Raw genomic sequence first — 18,905 nt, 5'->3', positions numbered from 1 at the left:
GGCAGTTGTGAAAATTACTGCGACACGGCGCTCCAAAGCATGTCGCCTGAAAGTGTCAGCGGTTTTGGGACAACGACAGGCATGGAAACGAAGACTTGTAGCAGGCTGCATCGATCCCTTGCGAAACAACGCCACTCGCGTGTTGATATTCAACAGAGGCTAAAACGCGAACTCATGTCGATTGGCGCAGAAATAGCTGATGATCTGCGAGAGATCCGGCTCAGCTACCATGTGTTCGGCCTCTGAACCCGCAACCCATTTGCGGGTGCGCACACGTCGCTCTTTCCATCTGTCAGCGGCAGTATCGACCTTTAGCGGGAATACCAGAACCTCGCAGGGGACTTCCTCCCCAGACGCCAGCGCCTTGGCATAATAATAACGCCCCGCCTCGACCCGCGATACCACGCCGGAAATACCAGCTTCTTCTGCGGCTTCCCGCGCCGCTGCATCGCACAGGGGTTCGCGCGCTTCCGGCCACCCTTTCGGCAGCACCCAGCGTCCGCTATCCCTGCTCGTAATCAGCATGACGTCGATGCCCTGAGCCTGTTCACGCCACGGCAAAGCCGCGACCTGCAAACGGCAAGGCACTGTGCCGAAGAGCTTGCGTACTCTTCCTGCCAGATGTTCTTGCGCGTTTGGCCGCACGAGCATGAGAATAAAACGCCTTGCCAGATTCGTTTGCCGTCTCACGAATTCTAAAGCTAATCTCGTGTTATAAAAGTAAAAATATGGCGCGCGATATCAAGACAGCAGAAGACCTAGGGTCAGGACCCAAGCCGCGCATCCCCACCAACGGTTTCGTCTGTTTGGATCAGCCGGTGTGGTCGTCGGCTATCGGCTTTTGATAGGTGAACCCCATATCCCACGGAAAGTATATCCATGTGTCCTGGCTGACTTCCGTAACGAACGTGTCGACCAGTGGGCGCCCCTTCGGCTTGGCGTAAACGGTTGCAAAATGCGCCTTGGGAAGCATCGCCCGGACAATTGCTGCCGTTTTGCCGGTATCGGTAAGGTCGTCGATAATCAGCACACTTGAGCCGTCATCTTCGAGCAATGAGGGCGTGATATCCTTGAGAACCTGCAATTGTCCCTGCGACGTATAATCGTGATAGGACGCCACACAAACCGTTTCGATCACCCGGATTCCGAGTTCCCGCGAGATCACCGCGGCTGGCACCAGACCCCCCGAGTAATGCAAACAATTGCCTTCCATTGGCCATTCACCCCGGAAAGCCGCCACGACAACGCGCGTGCGTCACGGTGAAACTGATCCCATGACACAGGGAAAGCTTTTTCAGGAAGAGACATGGCAGGCACTCCAAGGGCGCAAAATCGCACACAAACGGCAAGGGAATGCGCGCGGAATTAGCGGGAAAACACCACACTTGGCAAGGACAAACCATTGTCCCGAAAAAAATACCCAAAAGGCCGGAACAAACGCCTACTGCATATCGCCCAAAAGTGTGCAGCGGTTTTGGGACAACGACATGCATGAAAACGAAGGCTTAAAGCACGCTGCATGAATCACGTTAGACGCGACGTGCTTTAGCGTGAAAGAAATGCCGCGACCGGCAAAGAGCGAAGCACGCTGCGCGTGACTCCACCAAAGAGAAGCTGCCGCAACCATGAATGACTATAGGCACCGAGCACGAGGAGATCGGCATGGTTTTCAACAAGCCGCTCCTGAATGAGCTCTTCAGTAGACATTCCCTCCGACGACTGCACGGAAACGCTGACCGCCACCCCGTGACGCGCCAATGCCGCCGCTATATCGACACCTGCCTCATCTGCGCTTCCGTCCGGCATCTCCGGGGGTCAATCAGCAGAATTTCCGTGTTTTCCGCTTCAATCATGAGCGGAAGAGCGTCAAAAGCTGCGCGAGCGGCTTCTTTGCTGCCATTCCATGCCAGCAAGACGCGCTTGAAACCAGATGTGACTTCGCCGTTAGATGGTATGATCAGGACCGGACGTCCCGCATCGTAGATCAATCTGTCGACATCGGACGCAGAATCGTCATCCCCATCGTGCTGGGCGGTAATTACCAGATCGGCGCAGCGCGCACTGGAAACACCAGACAATGCACTATCACCGGAAAAGTTTTCAAAGGCTCGCCAGTCGAAAGATACGCCCGCACGCTCGATACGTTGCAAAAACGCGGCATGAACGCTGTCCGTCCGCTGCTTGTTGAGTTCCGCCGAGACCTGCAAATACTCTGTATCCGGAAAACCGGTGGCAGCAGTATACGAAACCGGCAGCGCCTCGGCATGAATGCCGATGATATGGCTTTCACAGCGGCTGGCCAGCGGTATGGCACAATCGAGGACACGTCCGGTATCCCGCTCGTTCTGGAGAATGGCGACGATGGTTTTGAATTTCATAATTCACCTCATCGGGGATGAGAGATTTCACTGATGCATAACAACGCACCCAAAGGCTTCCTGGTTCCGAATTCAGCGCTTCCGCTTATCCGGCCTTGGCCAAGCCGGCGACCATATCTTCCACCGCGGCGCGGGCAACGTCCAGACTTTCTTGCACGCGAGCCCGAATGACGAGTTCCGTCCAGAATTTGCCGTCACTGAATTTTGGATATGAGCCGATAATGGTGTCGGGATGGGTATTTTGGATTTCCCCCAGCTGCCCACCGATCAGCCCTTCTCCAAATGGACATTCGACGCACGCTGACAACATTTTCATTCCCGTCTTCAATGTCGGCACAACATTATCAAGCATCGCCTGAAAAATCGACGGCACCCCGGCCATGACATGGACATTGCCGATGCGAAATCCCGGCGCCAGCGAGACAGGATTGTCGATATGGACGGACCCTCGCGGCATCCTGGCCATGCGTTTGCGTGCCTCGGTAAATTCAACACCACGCCGGGCGTAGCTTTCTTCCATCATCGCATAAGCCTTCGAGTCGTATTCGCACGGCACCCCGAAAGCCTTGGCCATCGAGTCGGCTGTGATGTCGTCATGCGTCGGGCCAATGCCACCCGTCGTGAACACATAGGTGTATCGCGCCCGAACGGCGTTCACGGCAGATGCTATTTCATCTTCATCGTCGGCGACTATGCGCACTTCCTTCAGATCGATACCGACCGCAGTCATGATGTCTGCGAGATGGCCGATATTCTTGTCCTTGGTGCGACCGGAAAGGATTTCGTCGCCAATGACAAGCATTGCGGCGGTAACGATTTCAGACATGGAAAGCTCCGGCAAATAACGGTTGGTTGTCACATACCCCTACCCGCCGCCGTCAGCAATGGCGCAATAACAGTGAACAATCTGTCTGCCAATGCATGGGTTTCAGTGAACGATTCGTCGCCTAGATAAGGACCTGTGCGGAGGTCACTCCGCCGTCGAATAATCGGAGATGGAAATGGCAAAAGTACTGGTTGTTTACTATTCAAGCTGGGGTCACATGGAGCAAATGGCCAACGCAGCCGCCGAGGGCGCGCGTGAGGCGGGTGCAACGGTGACGGTAAAACGTGTGCCTGAACTGGTGCCTGAAGAGGTCGCAAAGGCTGCACATTATAAACTCGATCAAGTCGCACCCATCGCCAATCCACTTGAACTCGAAAACTATGACGCAATCATCATAGGTGCTTCCACGCGCTATGGCGCGATGGCCTCGCAACTCAAGAATTTCTTTGACCAGACCGGCCCGCTTTGGGCCAAGGGCGCACTGCTCGACAAGGTTGGTTCGGTGATGACTTCAACGGCAACCCAGCATGGCGGCGCTGAACTGGCATTGCTCAGCACTCAGGCGATGTTGCAACATCTCGGAATGATCATTGTGCCCCTTTCCTATGCCTATCAGGGACAAATGGGCAATGATGTGGTGCGCGGTGGTGCGCCCTACGGAATGACAACGACCAGTAATGGCGACGGCTCACGCCAGCCGTCTGCGCAGGAACTGGAAGGTGCAAGATTTCAGGGCAAGCGCGTGGCGGAAATTACGGCGAAACTTCACGGCTGATCACGCATCCGAGGCAATCGGTCCGCCCGATTGCCTCGGGTTCCGATGACTACCCTGCGGTCAGGTACTTTGGTACGCGACGGCCGTAATCAATCAGAAACCTCGGTTTGTGGCCTATCACGTCCATCGGCGAGTTCTTCATGCCACTTACCCTGCGCATCTTCATACTGGATACCATCGGAAGAACCGGCAACCTGCTGCTCGGCTGAAGCAATCTCTGCCGCACGCAGTGCATTTGCATGGCTAGGGAACGTTTCGGAGAATGTCTCACCAACCTTGTAGGCCCAACCACCGTCATGCTCGACAATCTTGTAGGTCAGTTTTGCCATTGTAGTTCTCCTGTTGGAAACCGGATTGGTGGATGAATTTCGACTGTCAACGCAAAGCGGGTCTCATCGGTTGCCGCGAGTGCACCGCCAAAAGCCATTCCCCTTCATCAAATCATAGTGGCCTGAAAGGTCATGCACTCAGCCTTCGCAATATTGCGCGAATGCGGGACCCGCAGAAGTCAAAGCCCCACAGATGAGTGCAACAATCGGTGCAAACCTGCAAGACACCACACCACGTTACCAAACAGCCGAAACCGGCAGGAGTTCGATTAAAGCGAAGCCGCCACGTCCTGTCCAGATCACTTTCTCGTGTTGATCGACCGGATGTGGCGGCTCGAACCGCGTCAGCCAGCAGCCTTCATCCAGTGCTCCATGGTCGTCACCGAGCGGTCAAGCTGCGGAGTGACGTGAATAGTCTCGCCGAAAATCGCAGCGGCGCGCCAACCCCAACGCGGATCGGCAAGAAATGCGCGTGCCAGAGCAACCATGTCGGCGCGCCCCTCCTCAACGATACTGTTGGCGTGCTTGGGGTCAACGATCAGCCCTACCGCGCGCGTCGGAATATCCGCACCTTTGCCTACGGCCTCAGCCAGATGAACTTGAAAACCGACACCGGTTGGCACTTGTTGAAGAGGTGAATTGCCACCACTCGAACAGCAAAGGTAGGAAACCCCTTCCGCCTTGAGGGCTTTGGCCACTTCGATAGCCTCGTCCACATCAAAGCCATTTTCTACCCACTCTGTCACGGAAAGCCGTGCGCCAAGCATAAGGCCGGGAGCAGCCTTCCTGACCGCTTTGGCAATCTCGATAGCGAAGCGCATACGATTTTCCAGCGAACCGCCCCAGCGGTCGGTGCGGATATTGGAAAGCGGCGAGAGGAACTGGAAAATAAGGTAACCATGCGCGGCATGCAGCTCCAGAAAATCAAAACCTGCCCGTTCTGCGCGTTGCGCTGCATCTGCAAAATGCTGGATCGTTTGCAGAATTTCGTCATCATCGAGCGCATGCGGCACCTGCCATCCCTTATCATAAGCAATGGCAGACGATGAAACTATCTGCCAGGCATCCTGGTCAGGTCGCAACGAACCACCGCCCTCCCACGGACGCTGCTTCGAGGCTTTTCGTCCCGCATGAGCAAGCTGGGTTCCAAACTTGGTTCCCGGTGCTGCGACACGTTTTGCCGCGTCGAGCGCACGCTTTGCCGCTGCTTCATTTGAATCCGAATAAAGACCAAGACACCCATGACTAATGCGCCCACGACGCTCTACATCTGTCATTTCCACTGTCACCATGCCGGCACCGGACATTGCCAGGTTCATCCAGTGGTGAAGATGCCAGTCCGTTGCCGACCCATCGTCCGCAGAATATTGGCACATCGGCGCCACGGCTATGCGATTGGGAAATGTCAGATCGCCCAGCGTGATCGGTTGGAAGAGAGGCGCTGTCATGGGGTACTCCGTATGGTAGGCTGCTGTGGCGGATTTGAAGTTCGTTTCATTCGGATTCGGGACACTGGCGAATATGTAGACGCCGTGTATGGCTTTCACCAGACATCATTTCTCAATGAAATCTATGATCTCTATCTACGCTGGCGGCATCCGGCGAAGTCGTACTGAGTGCACAAAAGCGAGCAAAGATATCATGCCCGGGCTTGCAATCCGGGAAAGCTCAAGTACCAGTGACATCAGTGCGGGCGTGGCGGAATTGGTAGACGCAAGGGACTTAAAATCCCTCGACTTCGGTCATCCGGGTTCGATTCCCGGCGTCCGCACCAGAAGATGATTTCTATCGAATTTCCTCGACAGCATTTCACATTAAAATTGCATAATTTCAACAATTTAGTGCTTTATCCGTCCCAATGCGCACCAATGCAGCACGGTTGATTTACAGCGTCGATGCTGTATTTTTTGAGTCGATGCTGTATATTGGGGATCGAAATGAAGCTAACTGACACTCACTGCCGACAAGCCAAGCCACGTGGGAAGCCGTGGAATCTCACTGATGGTCACGGTCTATTTATGTTGGTTAAACCCAACAACTCGAAATTATGGCGATGCGATTATGCGTTTGATGGCAAGCGGCGAACAGCAAACTTCGGCCCCTATCCGCAAACCAGTCTCGCCCAAGCACGCGACAAGCGCGACGAACTGAAAGCTCAAGTGAAGGCCGGAATAGACCCGGCTGGGGTTGCACACGGTGCGCCGGACAGCCGGCCGACATTCGAGCAAGTTGCGCGAGAATGGTTCAAGGCGAACGAGTCAAGGTGGAAGCCGTCATATTCGTCGCGGTTCTGGGCACGTATGGAGGGAGATATATTCCCCGCGTTCGGTGCCAAGGCAATCGCCGACATCAAACCGCCCCAAGTGCTAACAGCCATCCGCAAAATCGAAAATCGCGAAGCGGTCTACACTGCTAGACGTGCGCATCAATTCGTGAGCACGGTTTTCGATATGCGATTGCGGGCGGTCTCACTGAATTCAACCCGGCAGCAGATTTGCACGTCGCATTGAAGCCCGTACCAAAGGAAACGCACCGGGCAGCGCTGAAGGAAGGTGATTTGCCAGAATTTTTCGTACGGTTGACCAATACGCCAATGGAAGAATCGACTCGCCTCGGCTTGAAGGCGGTTGCACATGTTGTCGTCCGAACCGATGAAATTCGCTTTGCCAAGTGGGCAGAGTTCGATTTTGATAAAGACGTTTGGAGCCTCCCTGCCCCGCGCATGAAAATGAAGCGCGAACTCAAGGTGCCACTCAGTCGGCAAGCAAAGTGGATATTCCAACGACTGCAAGAATTGGGAAACGGTAGCGAATGGGTATTGCCCGGACCCTATCGACACAAGCCGATTTCCGAGAATTGCTTGCTATATGCGCTCTACCGTTGCGGCTATCACAGGCGGGCAACTGTGCACGGCTTCCGATCAACGTTTTCGACAATCGCTAATGAATCGGAATTATGGGATCCTATGGCAATTGAACATCAGCTTGCCCACGCCCCCAACGATCAAATTCGCGCAGCTTACGATCGCGGCGACCGTTGGCAAACGCGCGTTAAGATGATGCAATGGTATAGCGATTTGCTCGACAAGCATGAAAAGGCCGGATTGGCGAATGACCTGTCAGTACTTTTGCAATGAGCAGAAAGAACGTGGGCGGCGACTGTCACGCCAAGGGCACCGCCCACGCCAGTTTCCTAGGGTAACAAGGACCCCTAGGAATTAGAAAGCTGAGAGCCGGACGCTGACGGTTGCGCTTGGATTGGCTGCGGCTGTGACCGCAACACCTAGCTTCGTGTTGCCGGAGGCTGTCTTGTTCACAAGACCAGTTCCAGCATCGTAGTAAACTACGTCGCCCAAGGTGATGGCGAGCGCTGCAACCTTCGGGAGTTCCCAAACGCCAGTCGTTTCGATGTCGAGACTGTCACCGATTGCCGCGGTATTTGCTGCAATGCCGACAATGCTACCAGCGGTCACGACTTCGCCAGATGCGGCCGCAGCGGTTGCCGTGATAGTCAGTGTGTTGCCTGGCTGAATGTAATTGGTGCTCATTTTAAAGTCCTTTGCTTGTTACGGGATAGATGATGCGAGAACAGCCAAGCTCGGCTTCGGCCGTGGCAATCTCGCTATTGATTGCTGCGAGTGCGGAAGCCAGTTCGGCGTTAGACCGATAAGTGACTTCCTCGCCATTTGAGTCGCGCACGCTGCGAAGACCCGAATAACGGGCCTCCAACAGCTTTTCGCGCATGGCTACCAATTGTGAGAGCGTTGCCATTATGTGCCCGGATTCTTCTGCGCAGCCCGGTAGTCGATCCAGCCGGCGCCGAAGTCTTCAAACACGCGGAAACTAACGCCAAGCGTATCCCACATTTCCTGCCGCTGTATCTGCGGGCCTTGGGCGCCGCTAAGATATGCGTATTGCAGACCGGCGAGGCGTGCGGGATCTGCGAAGACATACCATTGACCGTCATCGATGCTTGGTTCGACCAGTAGGGTCAGCTTGCCCGCGAATGGGTTCACGTCATCGGTTTTTATTGCCTGGATTGCTGACAGCAGCTTCTCGGCAGTCGTTTCGAGTTCCGGCCCAACGACCAGGTATTTCGGTGTTGCCGAAATCAAGGTCTTGCCGTCCAGGTCTTTGCGCTGGCGCATAATCAGGCGGACTGCGGACAGCGAGGTTTCGTCCAACGCCGCACCCGTCGAAAGATTGCCGTGGTCAGCATGGAATATTGCCTTGCCGTCTGCCATCTTCGGATTGTCGAGCAACTGCGAGACCAGCAGATCGGCCTCGGTTGCAGCCGCAGACTGCCCAAGCGCTGCAACAATATCGCCAAAAGCGCCCGCGTCATCATCAATCATAAGTTTGCGTGTGAGGTCGAAACGGCGCGCATAAGTCGTCAGGCTGAGCTTTTCACCAGCTTCGGCCCGCGACGTTGCCGTGATCTCGCCGTGCTCTGACAGCGATTCCAGTCGGCCCATGCCGCCCATACGAAGAGTCGAGCTTTCCTTGAAGTTTGGAAGCGTGCGCTGCCTTGCTAGCGTCTTCAGTGGGCTTTCGGCTGCCTTATAGGTTTCGAGCAATGTCTTGTTGGCAGCATTCGAAACGACAAGCGGGAAATCCGATGTGCCGTTAGCAGCACGTTGGAAAACCTCGTCAACCGATAGCCCGCGCACGCTAACACCCGATCGAGTGAGAGAATCCCGAGCCAGGTCAACCAAGCTCATACCGGAAAACTCGCGGGAGGCTTCCGGCAACTCAGCGGCGCCCATGCGGAAGGCAAGTGCGTCGGATGCGCGGGTCACGATCGCTGCAGGGTCGTCATGCTGCGCAACCACGCGGATGCGCGGCGTTGATCGCTGGCGAAGCTGCATTGCTTCGAAGGCTTCCGCTCGCGCTGCAACTGGATCGAGATCGCGATCAATCATATCGTCGATGTCTTCGGCGCTCATATTGGCAGCGCGGCCAATGGTTCGAATTTCAGCCCGACGCAGCGTCGGGGTCAGTTCTGTGATATCGTCGTTGGGATCCATGTTAATACTCCTTTGGATCTGTGAATTCGGGTCTGCGGGAATTGGGGTGATCGAAACTTCCAGTAGCGACCAATCGACGGCGGTTCTTATTCGAGTGCCATCGGCATCGACGGACTCGGTCCAGCGGTGCACTACGTACCCAATGGAGAGATGGCGAAGCGTTCCGTCAGCTACGCGCTGGACAATCGGCAACACGTCTTCGGCGGTAGAAAAGCGAAGTTCCGCGACCAACGTGTCGCCTTCGATCTTGACGCTGTGTGCGCGTCCAACGGTTTCGCGGCTGTCTCTTGAGTGGTCGAGTTGCAGCGGCCAATCTTCGCCTTTTTCGAGGCGACACCCACGCATCGACAAAACTTCGAGGAACTTGCCCTTGCCCGATCGCCGCAACACAGGCGCTTTGGTGGCAATGATCGCGCTGACGGTCATCGTCTCCAGATAACTTCCGGGCTTGGTTTCGAGGGCGCTACCGTCAAAAGTTAGCTTTCGGGTTAGCTTATCCCCATCGGCCTTCACATTGATGTGGTGTCGCCCCTTCCTGGGATCGGCTGTTACCTTAATGTTCATCTTTGGATTCCGTTTTGTTCTTTGATGGGTCAGCAGTTTCCGTAGCGTTAGGTTTGCGATCGCCATCGGCTGCAATTTCGGCGTCCAAATCTTCAAGCACCCATCCGCGCTCAGCCACAGCCTTGCGGCGGGAGGTCAAACCAGCGTCGATTTCGGCAACGGTTGCCTGCGTGTCTTTCAACGGGTCAACTTGCAGCGGTTTTGGTGGAAGCCAGTCAGCACGCAAATAGGAGTCGGGATTTTCCCCAAAGTCGGGAGCCTCAATCTCGCCGCTCAGGATGCCGTGCAAAATGACGGCTTTCCAGCACGGTGCCAAAAATTGCGGCATTAGTACGCCATATTGAATTTGCTCGACACGCTGGCGGAAGGGTAGCAGTCCAGCCCGCAAGCTCGAATAGTTGGCTTGGCTGAGATCGCCCGACAGCAAGAATTCTGGCAATCCAAGACCGGCAGCAAGTTGCCGGAGGCTGTGTTTCAGGAAGGCGTCGGCCTGTTGAAGTTGGGCAGGTGAATTGAACTTGATGTCTTCGCCCATCGCAAGACGAGTCAGCGCACCGGGTTCAAGCTTGGGTTCCGCCTCATCATAAAGCTGCCCGTCGCCGGTTCCGTTCTGGTTTACAATAAAACCGGCGTGCATCGCTGCAATCTTCGCAGACATAAGCAAGGCGTCGCAGTATTGGTCGAAATCAGATGCGGGCAAGATGATCGGCGCTAACCAGGAAGCACCCCGAACTTGTCCAGGTGATACCGGCTTGAAGACGTGAAGCACGCTTTCGGCATCAACTCTTTGCGATGGTGCGAACGATGCAAACACGTCGCCCGCCTTTTCCGGCAGCAGCCAGTAGGCAAGACGTTTGCCGTTCTCATTCAGTTCGATGCCCGAGAATGTAAGCTCATAATCGGTTTTGCTGGAATCGATCAAAGCAGGATCGAGCACCCGGAGGCGCGGCCCATCATCGGTTCCAATCAACAGCGAAATCGCTTCACCATTAACGACCATCGAACGCGCAAGGTTTACCTGCAAGCCCGCAAAATCGGTGCGGCCTTCAATATCGGCGTCATCCCACCAGGCTGCAAAATACTGATTCAATGCCTTGCGGGTTTCAGCATCGGGATGTCTAGCGTTCGGCATGATACCAGGACCAATAAGAGCACCGGCCCAATTTGCGACAGCTTGTGCAATCCAAGGGTTGTTCTGTGTGAGGTACTCCGCGCGTGATGCGAGAGACTGACCAGCAGCAGCAACTTCGGGGTTGATGCGTCCAAAGTTTCCCATCCCGCCACCGCGACGACCACCAGCAGCACCGTCAAACCGGCGCACGGCAGTCGGTGCGGTCGTACGCTTCCAAAAGCGATCTAGCAGACCCATTTTATTGGCCCTTTGGCTTTGAAATGCGCCGGATAACGGGCTTCAGCATTTCATCAACGACGACGATGATCGCGCCACGCGGCGCAAATTCGAGAGGCATGGGTGCGAAAGCGGGTTGGTCATGGGTAATCAAGTCCACGTTGTTGAAACGCCCGAACGGTCCCCGATAGACATTAATCACCAGCGACCAGCCTTCACCCCTGGCGAGTCCCGCCAGGCAACGATCGATCTTGCAATAAGCCGTGACGCTGACATCGCGCTGCAAATCGAGGTCAGCAACGCCGCAATCCTGAAGTGCGCTAAGCAAGATAGCCACGGCAGAATCAGTGGGTCGATACAAGTTCGGTGAGGTTCTTGGTCCGCTTCTTCGAACACAAAGCAAGGCGTTAGTTGCATAGCTTGTGATGCGATGCCGCGCGGTTTCGAATGGCACACCAGCAGCCGCAATATCATTCGCAAGGTCTTTGATTGTAAGCTCCATGTGAGGCATATAATCCTACACTATGGATTATGTCAATAGATTATGAGTTACAATTAATTAGTGAAATCATTCACTTAAGGGGTGAAATTAATGTAACTATTGACATGAACTATAGTTAGGATTAAATTCATATTCAAGTGGCGTGCGAAGGAATCGGCCCCGGAGTGCGCAGTTGAAGCGGCTAACCTCCTGGCCGTGATTCAACACGACCTGCGCGGCGCTTAACGGTGCCGCGCAGGTCATCAAATTGGAGTTGAAAATGAACGCCAGACAGATCAAGCAAGCACAGCGAGCTGCACTGAATTGCGCCAAAGCAGGTTTTCCATACGAAATAGCCGTGCTTTTAGTCGCTGATTGGATGAAAAGACACAGTATTCGCGTTACAACGAAGAACCTTGAAAATGCTTTTGCCGGTTTTTCATAATAGATTTCACTTTTAATGTTAGATTCTTGTTTTAAACGTGCGTTGACTGAAATATATATTTATGAATTTATGACTTCGTTGTTAATGAACGGAGCTATATTGTGAACACATGGCTTGATGAAAACAAACGTGGTCGCCAGAGTGCTGCCAGGTTGATCGAAGATTGCGCGACAACTGACGATCTGCCGCGCTTGGTCCAGCATATTCGTGAAGCGGCGATCGATGAATCTGGCGTTGGCGTCGGCTTTCTGTTTATGATTGCAGTGATGGCCCAACGTTCATAGCGATTCGAAATATTGTGCCAGCATTAACATGGAGAGCATTTTATGTCAGACTTAAAAGCAGGTGATGTTGTTAAGCTAAAATCAGGCGGACCGTCAATGACCATCGAGACGATAGGTGATGGTAGTGCAAATTGTGCTTGGTTCAGTAATACAGAAGAGAAACATAGCAATTTTAATTTGACATCTCTAGTGCTTGATGAGAAACCAGACTATAGGAATCTGAGAGATATTGGTAAAAGTATAGCATAATTACTTATTAATACTCTAACCACTTCGAGCGAATTACTGCAGGTGCACGCCTTGGCGCGCCTTGGTTCGAAAGTTCCTCGGCGCGCCGCTCGGCATGCTGGTTTATCAGTGATCGGGCGGCCCAAGCATAGCCGGTAGCATCCAAGGTCTCGGCCCGCTTGCCCTTTATGCGTTCGAACCTGGCGATCGGCTGCCCTCGGCTATACCGCACCACGCGCCTTTCGCTAGTCAGTTGCTCAAAGAAGATCGGCTGTAAATCCTCGCTAAAATGGATTCCGGTTGATCGCGCTATTCTCGCGAATAACTGCGATTTCACGGCATCACTCCCGACAAGCCAAAGATGCTGACTACCAGATTTTGCCAATGCGGCGCGACTGAAGCCCGATACGCCCTTGATCGGCACGACGCGGCGACCAAATCGAGGTCGAGCAAAAGCGTTCACAAGTTCAGTATGCCCACCATCGCCAGAGTCGACGCAAGCCGCGCTGATGCCAATCATTGCGCCGTGCGAATGCTTCCAAGTCTCGCGGAGCATTGAGTCAAGCTCGTACCAAACGGACTCGCCGTGGATCGGTCCCCAAAACACGCGATGGTCGAGCACATAGAAGTCGTTCAATCCGTGTCCGCAAATAACAGCCTCCAGGCGATCGTCTTGGCAGTCGACTCCCGCGGTCAGCCACAAAACATCGTCAGGCAGCGAGTCGAGACTGAAGGCTTCACGTCTGCCGAACAGTTCATGTTCGTCAAAATCCTCACCCTCAGTGCGCCACGGCTCGCCCAAGACAAGATTTGTGAAGGTCTGCAGAGTTTCCGGGCTGCGCTTTGCTTGCAAGAACTCATCGACCAGTTTCGACCATCTGGCGTTGAAATGCGGGCTTACAAGCGTGTTCAGGCGGAATCCTGCCCTTCCTTCCACTTCGGGCGCTGTTGCACGCCAGCGCCCACGCCCTACCGCTTGCACCTTGTCTTTTTCCTCGATGATGCAGCCATTCAACGGGCAAACGACATGGGCGGTTTCAGGCTGCCCCTCATCCCATCTCACGTGCTGCCACTTTATTTCAAAGTGTTCTTGGCAGCCTGGGCAGCAAATTTCGAATACACGTTTGTCGCTGGTTTCATAAAGCTGTGTGACTTGCCCATGATCGAAGATAGGAGTGCCACCAAAAACAATTTTTCTATCGCGATAGGTTTGGCTGCGCATTCGAAGCAAATCGAGCACATTGCCCTCATCTGTCGGTGCATATGCGTCAACCTCATCTGCTATGATAATTTTGCCAAGTTTGCGACGAAAAGCGCGCGGGCTGGACGCTGATAGGAATTCCAGGCTTCCACCAGGATAGAGCCGCCGCATCATGGTCGAGCGCCCCGACTCATCCGCATCGTCCGAGATCAAGCCCCGAATTGCAGGTGATGCTTCGAATAGCGATTCTATGTCAACGCTGAAGGCGCGGCTATCGTCGGCGGTCGGTTGTGTTGCCAGAATAGGCGCTGGTGCGGTTGCGACAGTGTGCCCGATATAGCCAGCAAGCAGTGCCGTGAAACCAATACGTGCTGACTTTTGAATGACGATCTCCGATATATCAGGATCGTCCAGTGCATCGCATATGCCGCGCTGATAGGCGTAAAGACGCATTCTGCCAGGTGTGGCGGAAGCGGTCGAAGGCAGAAAGATGTTGGCTTCGATCCAATCTGCCAACGGCATGTGCGCGGGCGGGCGCAACGTTTCGAGCGCTTCGCGCCGTATTCGCTCAAGCGTTTCCATCTGCTAGCCCTTCGAGCGCTGCCCGGATCTCTCGATCGAGCGCGGCAACATCGTTTGCGGTCAGGTGTGGCATGGTGGCCCCGTAGCGGCTCGGTACGGCCAGGACAGCCGCACGCACGTCGCGAAGGACTGACTGCCATTCCCTGCTTACTGCCTCGGCAGGTACAAGGTCGCCCGACTGTTGATGATTTTTGGTTTCCTGCGCGTCAGCCTGGGCACGGGTCAGCCGCAAGCGCTCAGCCTTCAGCGCATCACCGCCCTCACTTGGCCGGCCGGCGCGGGCAGCGTGCTTCCGTAGATGCCGACAATAGGCTTCGACCGAAGCCGAAAGATCGAATTGCGCGCGTCCTACGCGCTTAAGGATGCCCCGTCTAACGTGATCGCCGATAGCCTGCCGTGAAATGCCTAGAAGGCTCGCCAGGGCGGACTCGTGAACCGTTGCGGGCAACTTGGTCACGGCGGGCGGGTCGTAGCCCAATAGGTCCGACAGGTCAGATGTGTTTAAGTCCATCACGGCAACTCATCTCTATAAAATTTCTGCAAAGCGTGTTTGTTCGCGGTTCAGCGCCCCCCGAACCGGCAGCCCTTGGGTAGGACCCGAGGAAATGCGGTAGGATCGAAGATCGAATACAGTCAACCATCTCCCCATCTCCCCCATCTCCCCTGAATCCCATGCGTTTCAAGAATCAGGGGGATTGTCTGTGTTCTATCTGCTGCTGTGTGTCATTCCCGGATTTTCTAGCCTTTTAGGAAAAAGGGGGAGATGGGGGAGATATGACTGCAAGCCATTGAATTTGAAGGTGAAAACTGCCTCCCCCTGAAGGGGAGATAGGGGGAGATAGGGGAGAAGATAAGCTGTGTCTCATTTCCTCAACCCCGAGTGTAAACGCTACATTTGCCGTAACGCCGCAACTCGGGATGCGTCGTTTTGTTCGGCGACTTGTTCCAGCCGATAATCCCCAAGGCTTTGCCGATCCTCATTGCTTCATTCGTTGGCATAGCCCCACGCATCTGCAACATCTCGCCCCAAATCTGAGATGTACAGGTGGCAGCGCGATACGTCTTCGGCGCATCCGCGTCGAGGTCGTCAAACCGTTCATCGATGCCGACCGGCATTTCGAGCCAAGCGCCTATTTGGCCAGCTAAAGCATCTTCGGCTGTCTCGGCTTTCCGACTGCTTTGCAAGGCCAACGCCTGCGCATCGGCCGCACTGCCACCGCGCAACGCCAGGAACAGATCATCGCGCGGCTGTGCCTCTCGCATTGTGCGATACCAGCCAACGGCTTCCGCCCATATTTGCGGCGCTTCACGCGTCAGTCTATCGGTGTCGATCATGGTGCCGTTAGTAGGGATAGGCCAAAATCGCCGATTGCCGCTAGGGTCTTTCAGATAGTCCCGATCATTGGTTGTACCGATGAAAACGCATTGGCGCGGCCGTGTGACGGGGTTGTGCCCATAGGCAAGGCGCGCCGTATCTGCGGTGCGCGTCAAGTTGGCTTTGATGTCATTCGACTCGGCCCGACTCATAGAAGACAGTTCTGGGACTTCGATTAGCCAAAACCCCTCGGTCTGTTCGAGAATTTCCTTCCCGTCGCCCCAATTGATTGCGGGATCGCCTGCCCATCCCATCCCGAGCGCCTTCACGAAAGTGGATTTGCGAACGCCCTGCGGTCCTTCAATGATCGGCATGAAGTCAAACTTGTGTCCAGGTTCAAAGACGCGCGACACTGCGCCTAGCAACGTCAGACGCGCGGTCTCGCGAAAATAGGGAGTATCGGGACAACCTAGGTATTCGATGAACAGTGCTTCGCCGCGTGGCTTGCCATCATGCTCAAATGTCGCCAAGCGGTCCCGGACGGGATGGAAGCGCCTGCCGTGCGCAGCAATATCGATTGCGCCGCGAACGTTCTCCTTGGAAGCGTCAATTCCCCATCCGCCTTTGCGCTTCGGTGCGCTCAGCCAATCCCTGATAGCGGTCTCGTGAATATCTTGAACCGTGCCAGGTTGCCAATGTTCGCCGGGCAGCTTCTCGCCGGGGCGCTTGGAGATGAAATTGCGGTGCCGGAATTCGTCCAGCGCGAATACTTCGGCCGTGGTCGCGTCGTTCTCAACAATGATTCGAATGTTGTAAGCGGTCTTTTTGAGTCGCTTTTCCTTGTCGTGGTCGAGTAGCAAGCGCCAATCTTTCAAGGGGGCTTATCCAGCGGCGGCAGATCTTCGAAATCGTCCGTGGTTACATTCGGCCCGTGCGCATAACCGTGTTCACCCGCGATATGAAACAGTGTCCCTATGTCGATGCCAGACTTGCGGCCAAAACTACGCCATTGGCTGTGCATGATGCCGGATTTATATTTACCGTTTTCGGTGGCCGTGGCTGACCATGTATTCCAAATCTCGAATGCAGCATCGCTGCCGTCGCTGGCCGCGTGCAGCGCCATGCCTACCCTGACCCACGTATCCCTGTCACAGTCAGGCGATACGAATGGCAGCGCGCGATTCACTTCCGCCCAATCAACCGGCAGCGGGTCAGGTCCGAGTAGCCGCGACAAATCGAAACTATCACTAACGGGAGCCGGTGAGAGGCTTGTCGGCCATGTTGGCAGTGCGGCCACTTCAAGCTCGCCATAGGCACGGTATCGCCGCCCATCAGCCAGAGCGCTACCGGGTGCGATCACATAGCCGCTTGCTTTTATCTCAACACCATCCGGCAAATGGGTGTGCGAATCTCCCAAGCCTTCCTGATATCGGAAATACAGATGCCGACCGTCAGATGGTGTGTCGACTATGAATGGCGAAAGACTATCAGGATCATAACCCAAGCCGCGCAATGCCGCGATTCCATCCTGCTCAGCAGTGTGGCGATCGAGATCAAGCACAGCCAATCCGTTGCGCTTGCACGGTAGCCCAATGATTGCCTTCGGGTGAGCCGACCACCATGCCCGGATTTGCGCCAGGTCGATCGAGGCGTCATCCTTCCCGTTGGGTGTGTACGGGCTTTTGATAACACCCTTCGGTCCGCATTCCTTACATGGAAATACAGCGAAGCCTCGCCTTGCCAGGTCGAGCGCGACGGCAAGGTTGGTGCCTATTTGCGGCAGCGGGTCAGGCCCAAGCAAGTCAGATAGGTCTTGATTATTCGTTTGGCTATGATGTATAGTCACGGCATTCTTTCTTTGTTTGAAAAATGCCTCGCAAACTTTGGTCGGTGCGCGGGGCATTTTTTTGCGTACGATTCAGCGACCGTGCCGGTCGTCAGCCGTGATAATACGCCCGAGCGCGATAATAGTCTATATCCTATTGATATTGTTAATCTTTTCACATTTTTAGTGAATTTGACACTCAAATCAATTACAGCGTCATTTTACAGCATCGAGCTATTAAAATATTGATTTATAATGAAGTATGGTGCGCGGCGTCCGCACCACTTTGACGACATAGAACAACTTGTTCGCTTGTCACGCTCGGCGCGCCTTGAACTGAATTGGGTAACCGTCAGGGTATCCCTTCCGGCGGCATTTCAGATGGCCATTTCGCACGCTAGCAGGATGACAGTCACCAGAAACATCCGGCCAAGATCCTGCGCGAAACGCTGCGGCTGAACGCTCACATTTTACCAACCGGGGCGCAAGAGATGGAACTTTCCGGTGTCCCGCTTCGTTTATAGGTTGATCGTTCCACTACGATCTCAAATTGTAAAAGGAGCCAGAAATGAACATCAAGATGATTTGTATAGGTGCGTTAGCCCTTTCCACAGTGAGCGGTGCTGCTCTCGCAGGCGGCGTGTTGGACAACCCTCAAGTGATGTCGCCGTTCTATACTGACTCTACTATGAAAACGATGCGCCCGGACGATGAATTCAAGGCCGCATGGATGGCCCTGTCGCAAGATGATCGGGACACGATGATGGGGGAATGTGACAGCGATTCCGAGAAACTCCATAACAATTTCTGTGAGAAGACAAAGCAGCTTGGCGGTGCCAACTAATTCCAGATCGCGATAGCATTGCAGTCAAACAACGGTGGGCCCTCCCTCCGTTGTTTTTCTTTTGCCCCGCAGCGACCTGTCCAGTAACGGTCCGCATCCAAGGTGCTCTTGGTCAACAGAAATTCAGCGGCGAGCATTATCTTGCTGTAGAAATTCACGAATTGACTGCGGCAAATGTCTCCTCATGACCGGAGACACCTGTGGGTTTTAGGTGGTATTTGGGTGTAGATCAGCACCGGTCATTTCGTGTCAGTAGTTGAATTCATACAATACCTGAAGGCTTTGTTCCCAGCTTGTAATTTTTAGTTACTGTCCACCATGATCTATTTGGTATTCATACCATTGATTTAGCATACTTATATGGTGCACCCCGCTATCGTGTTGATTCTCCAAAATATAAGTAACACGAAAATAATTCACGTCGTACAAGCCACTCCCGATGACTCGAGACCGG

At 54.4% G+C, this 18,905-nt stretch carries 22 protein-coding genes, 1 tRNA gene and 1 pseudogene; 8 read left to right on the top strand and 16 right to left on the bottom strand.

Annotated features, from left to right (window positions below):
• Window positions 1–159 precede the first annotated feature (159 nt).
• The 5 genes and pseudogenes from AC0L7S_RS15890 to AC0L7S_RS15870 all read right to left on the bottom strand — a co-directional run bounded on the left by AC0L7S_RS15890 (window position 160) and on the right by AC0L7S_RS15870 (window position 3,204).
• The gene (locus tag AC0L7S_RS15890) at window positions 160–651 is read right to left on the bottom strand and encodes an NUDIX hydrolase (protein ID WP_473471908.1); all 492 of its coding nucleotides are present in this window, start codon (window positions 649–651) and stop codon (window positions 160–162) included.
• Window positions 652–811: 160 nt separating this feature from the next.
• Window positions 812–1,308: pseudogene (gene gpt / locus AC0L7S_RS15885) on the bottom strand (xanthine phosphoribosyltransferase).
• 237 nt (window positions 1,309–1,545) lie between these two features.
• Window positions 1,546–1,806, bottom strand: a complete 261-nt coding sequence (locus AC0L7S_RS15880) for a universal stress protein (protein ID WP_473471907.1) — start codon at window positions 1,804–1,806, stop codon at window positions 1,546–1,548.
• Window positions 1,767–2,378, bottom strand: coding sequence for a universal stress protein (locus AC0L7S_RS15875; protein WP_473471906.1), 612 nt, complete (start codon window positions 2,376–2,378; stop codon window positions 1,767–1,769). The genes AC0L7S_RS15880 and AC0L7S_RS15875 overlap by 40 nt, the downstream gene beginning before the upstream one ends.
• 85 nt (window positions 2,379–2,463) lie before the next feature.
• On the bottom strand, window positions 2,464–3,204 hold the full coding sequence (locus tag AC0L7S_RS15870; RefSeq protein ID WP_473471905.1) for a competence/damage-inducible protein A: 741 nt from the start codon (window positions 3,202–3,204) through the stop codon (window positions 2,464–2,466).
• Between the two features lie 175 nt (window positions 3,205–3,379).
• On the opposite strand from AC0L7S_RS15870, the gene wrbA reads away from it, so the two are divergent.
• Entirely contained in the window at window positions 3,380–3,979 is a 600-nt protein-coding gene (wrbA, locus tag AC0L7S_RS15865; RefSeq protein WP_473471904.1) for an NAD(P)H:quinone oxidoreductase type IV, read from the top strand.
• Between the two features lie 89 nt (window positions 3,980–4,068).
• Here wrbA and AC0L7S_RS15860 read toward each other — a convergent pair whose 3' ends face one another.
• The gene (locus tag AC0L7S_RS15860; RefSeq protein ID WP_473471903.1) at window positions 4,069–4,308 is read right to left on the bottom strand and encodes a hypothetical protein; all 240 of its coding nucleotides are present in this window, start codon (window positions 4,306–4,308) and stop codon (window positions 4,069–4,071) included.
• A 344-nt stretch (window positions 4,309–4,652) separates the two neighbouring features.
• Window positions 4,653–5,756 carry an NADH:flavin oxidoreductase/NADH oxidase gene (locus tag AC0L7S_RS15855; protein ID WP_473471902.1) on the bottom strand — a complete coding sequence of 368 codons (1,104 nt, stop codon included), beginning with the start codon at window positions 5,754–5,756 and terminating at the stop codon, window positions 4,653–4,655.
• 241 nt (window positions 5,757–5,997) lie between these two features.
• Between AC0L7S_RS15855 and AC0L7S_RS15850 the strand changes: the two genes are divergently transcribed.
• The 3 genes from AC0L7S_RS15850 to AC0L7S_RS15840 all read left to right on the top strand — a co-directional run bounded on the left by AC0L7S_RS15850 (window position 5,998) and on the right by AC0L7S_RS15840 (window position 7,444).
• A tRNA-Leu gene (locus AC0L7S_RS15850) sits at window positions 5,998–6,082 on the top strand.
• Window positions 6,083–6,233: 151 nt separating this feature from the next.
• Window positions 6,234–6,818, top strand: coding sequence for a tyrosine-type recombinase/integrase (locus AC0L7S_RS15845; RefSeq protein ID WP_473471901.1), 585 nt, complete (start codon window positions 6,234–6,236; stop codon window positions 6,816–6,818).
• Between the two features lie 68 nt (window positions 6,819–6,886).
• The gene (locus AC0L7S_RS15840; protein ID WP_473471900.1) at window positions 6,887–7,444 is read left to right on the top strand and encodes a tyrosine-type recombinase/integrase; all 558 of its coding nucleotides are present in this window, start codon (window positions 6,887–6,889) and stop codon (window positions 7,442–7,444) included.
• 81 nt (window positions 7,445–7,525) lie between these two features.
• Here AC0L7S_RS15840 and AC0L7S_RS15835 read toward each other — a convergent pair whose 3' ends face one another.
• The 5 genes from AC0L7S_RS15835 to AC0L7S_RS15815 are packed head-to-tail and all read right to left on the bottom strand — an operon-like array spanning window position 7,526 to window position 11,583.
• Entirely contained in the window at window positions 7,526–7,855 is a 330-nt protein-coding gene (locus tag AC0L7S_RS15835) for a DUF2190 family protein (RefSeq protein WP_473471899.1), read from the bottom strand.
• A gap of 1 nt (window position 7,856) precedes the next feature.
• A complete protein-coding gene (locus tag AC0L7S_RS15830; RefSeq protein ID WP_473471898.1) occupies window positions 7,857–8,078 on the bottom strand; it encodes a phage head-tail joining protein in 222 nt (73 codons plus the stop codon).
• Window positions 8,078–9,898, bottom strand: a complete 1,821-nt coding sequence (locus tag AC0L7S_RS15825; protein WP_473471897.1) for a prohead protease/major capsid protein fusion protein — start codon at window positions 9,896–9,898, stop codon at window positions 8,078–8,080. Before AC0L7S_RS15825 ends, AC0L7S_RS15830 begins: the two co-directional genes overlap by 1 nt.
• On the bottom strand, window positions 9,888–11,267 hold the full coding sequence (locus AC0L7S_RS15820; RefSeq protein ID WP_473471896.1) for a phage portal protein: 1,380 nt from the start codon (window positions 11,265–11,267) through the stop codon (window positions 9,888–9,890). The genes AC0L7S_RS15825 and AC0L7S_RS15820 overlap by 11 nt, the downstream gene beginning before the upstream one ends.
• A gap of 1 nt (window position 11,268) precedes the next feature.
• Entirely contained in the window at window positions 11,269–11,583 is a 315-nt protein-coding gene (locus AC0L7S_RS15815) for a hypothetical protein (RefSeq protein ID WP_473471895.1), read from the bottom strand.
• A 424-nt stretch (window positions 11,584–12,007) separates the two neighbouring features.
• Between AC0L7S_RS15815 and AC0L7S_RS15810 the strand changes: the two genes are divergently transcribed.
• The 3 genes from AC0L7S_RS15810 (at window position 12,008) to AC0L7S_RS15800 (ending at window position 12,705) form a co-directional block, all read left to right on the top strand.
• Window positions 12,008–12,172, top strand: coding sequence for a hypothetical protein (locus AC0L7S_RS15810; protein ID WP_473471894.1), 165 nt, complete (start codon window positions 12,008–12,010; stop codon window positions 12,170–12,172).
• Window positions 12,173–12,273: 101 nt separating this feature from the next.
• The gene (locus AC0L7S_RS15805) at window positions 12,274–12,456 is read left to right on the top strand and encodes a hypothetical protein (protein WP_473471893.1); all 183 of its coding nucleotides are present in this window, start codon (window positions 12,274–12,276) and stop codon (window positions 12,454–12,456) included.
• Between the two features lie 42 nt (window positions 12,457–12,498).
• On the top strand, window positions 12,499–12,705 hold the full coding sequence (locus AC0L7S_RS15800) for a YodC family protein (RefSeq protein WP_473471892.1): 207 nt from the start codon (window positions 12,499–12,501) through the stop codon (window positions 12,703–12,705).
• A 7-nt stretch (window positions 12,706–12,712) separates the two neighbouring features.
• Here the strand turns inward: AC0L7S_RS15800 and AC0L7S_RS15795 are convergent, their stop codons facing one another.
• From AC0L7S_RS15795 to AC0L7S_RS15780, 4 genes are all read right to left on the bottom strand, one after another.
• Entirely contained in the window at window positions 12,713–14,407 is a 1,695-nt protein-coding gene (locus AC0L7S_RS15795; RefSeq protein WP_473474326.1) for a phage terminase large subunit family protein, read from the bottom strand.
• A 46-nt stretch (window positions 14,408–14,453) separates the two neighbouring features.
• Window positions 14,454–14,978, bottom strand: coding sequence for a terminase small subunit (locus tag AC0L7S_RS15790; protein ID WP_473471891.1), 525 nt, complete (start codon window positions 14,976–14,978; stop codon window positions 14,454–14,456).
• A 359-nt stretch (window positions 14,979–15,337) separates the two neighbouring features.
• Window positions 15,338–16,657, bottom strand: a complete 1,320-nt coding sequence (locus AC0L7S_RS15785) for a virulence-associated E family protein (RefSeq protein ID WP_473471889.1) — start codon at window positions 16,655–16,657, stop codon at window positions 15,338–15,340.
• A complete protein-coding gene (locus AC0L7S_RS15780; RefSeq protein ID WP_473471888.1) occupies window positions 16,654–17,583 on the bottom strand; it encodes a bifunctional DNA primase/polymerase in 930 nt (309 codons plus the stop codon). The genes AC0L7S_RS15785 and AC0L7S_RS15780 overlap by 4 nt, the downstream gene beginning before the upstream one ends.
• Window positions 17,584–18,175: 592 nt before the next feature.
• Between AC0L7S_RS15780 and AC0L7S_RS15775 the strand changes: the two genes are divergently transcribed.
• Complete coding sequence (locus tag AC0L7S_RS15775; protein ID WP_473471887.1) at window positions 18,176–18,451, top strand: hypothetical protein; 276 nt, start codon at window positions 18,176–18,178, stop codon at window positions 18,449–18,451.
• Window positions 18,452–18,905 lie beyond the last annotated feature (454 nt).

It is taken from the genome of Mesorhizobium sp. G2-6-1, assembly GCF_055809095.1.
Note: the sequence above shows the minus strand (reverse complement) of the source record. Positions and strands in the feature narration are given on the sequence as shown.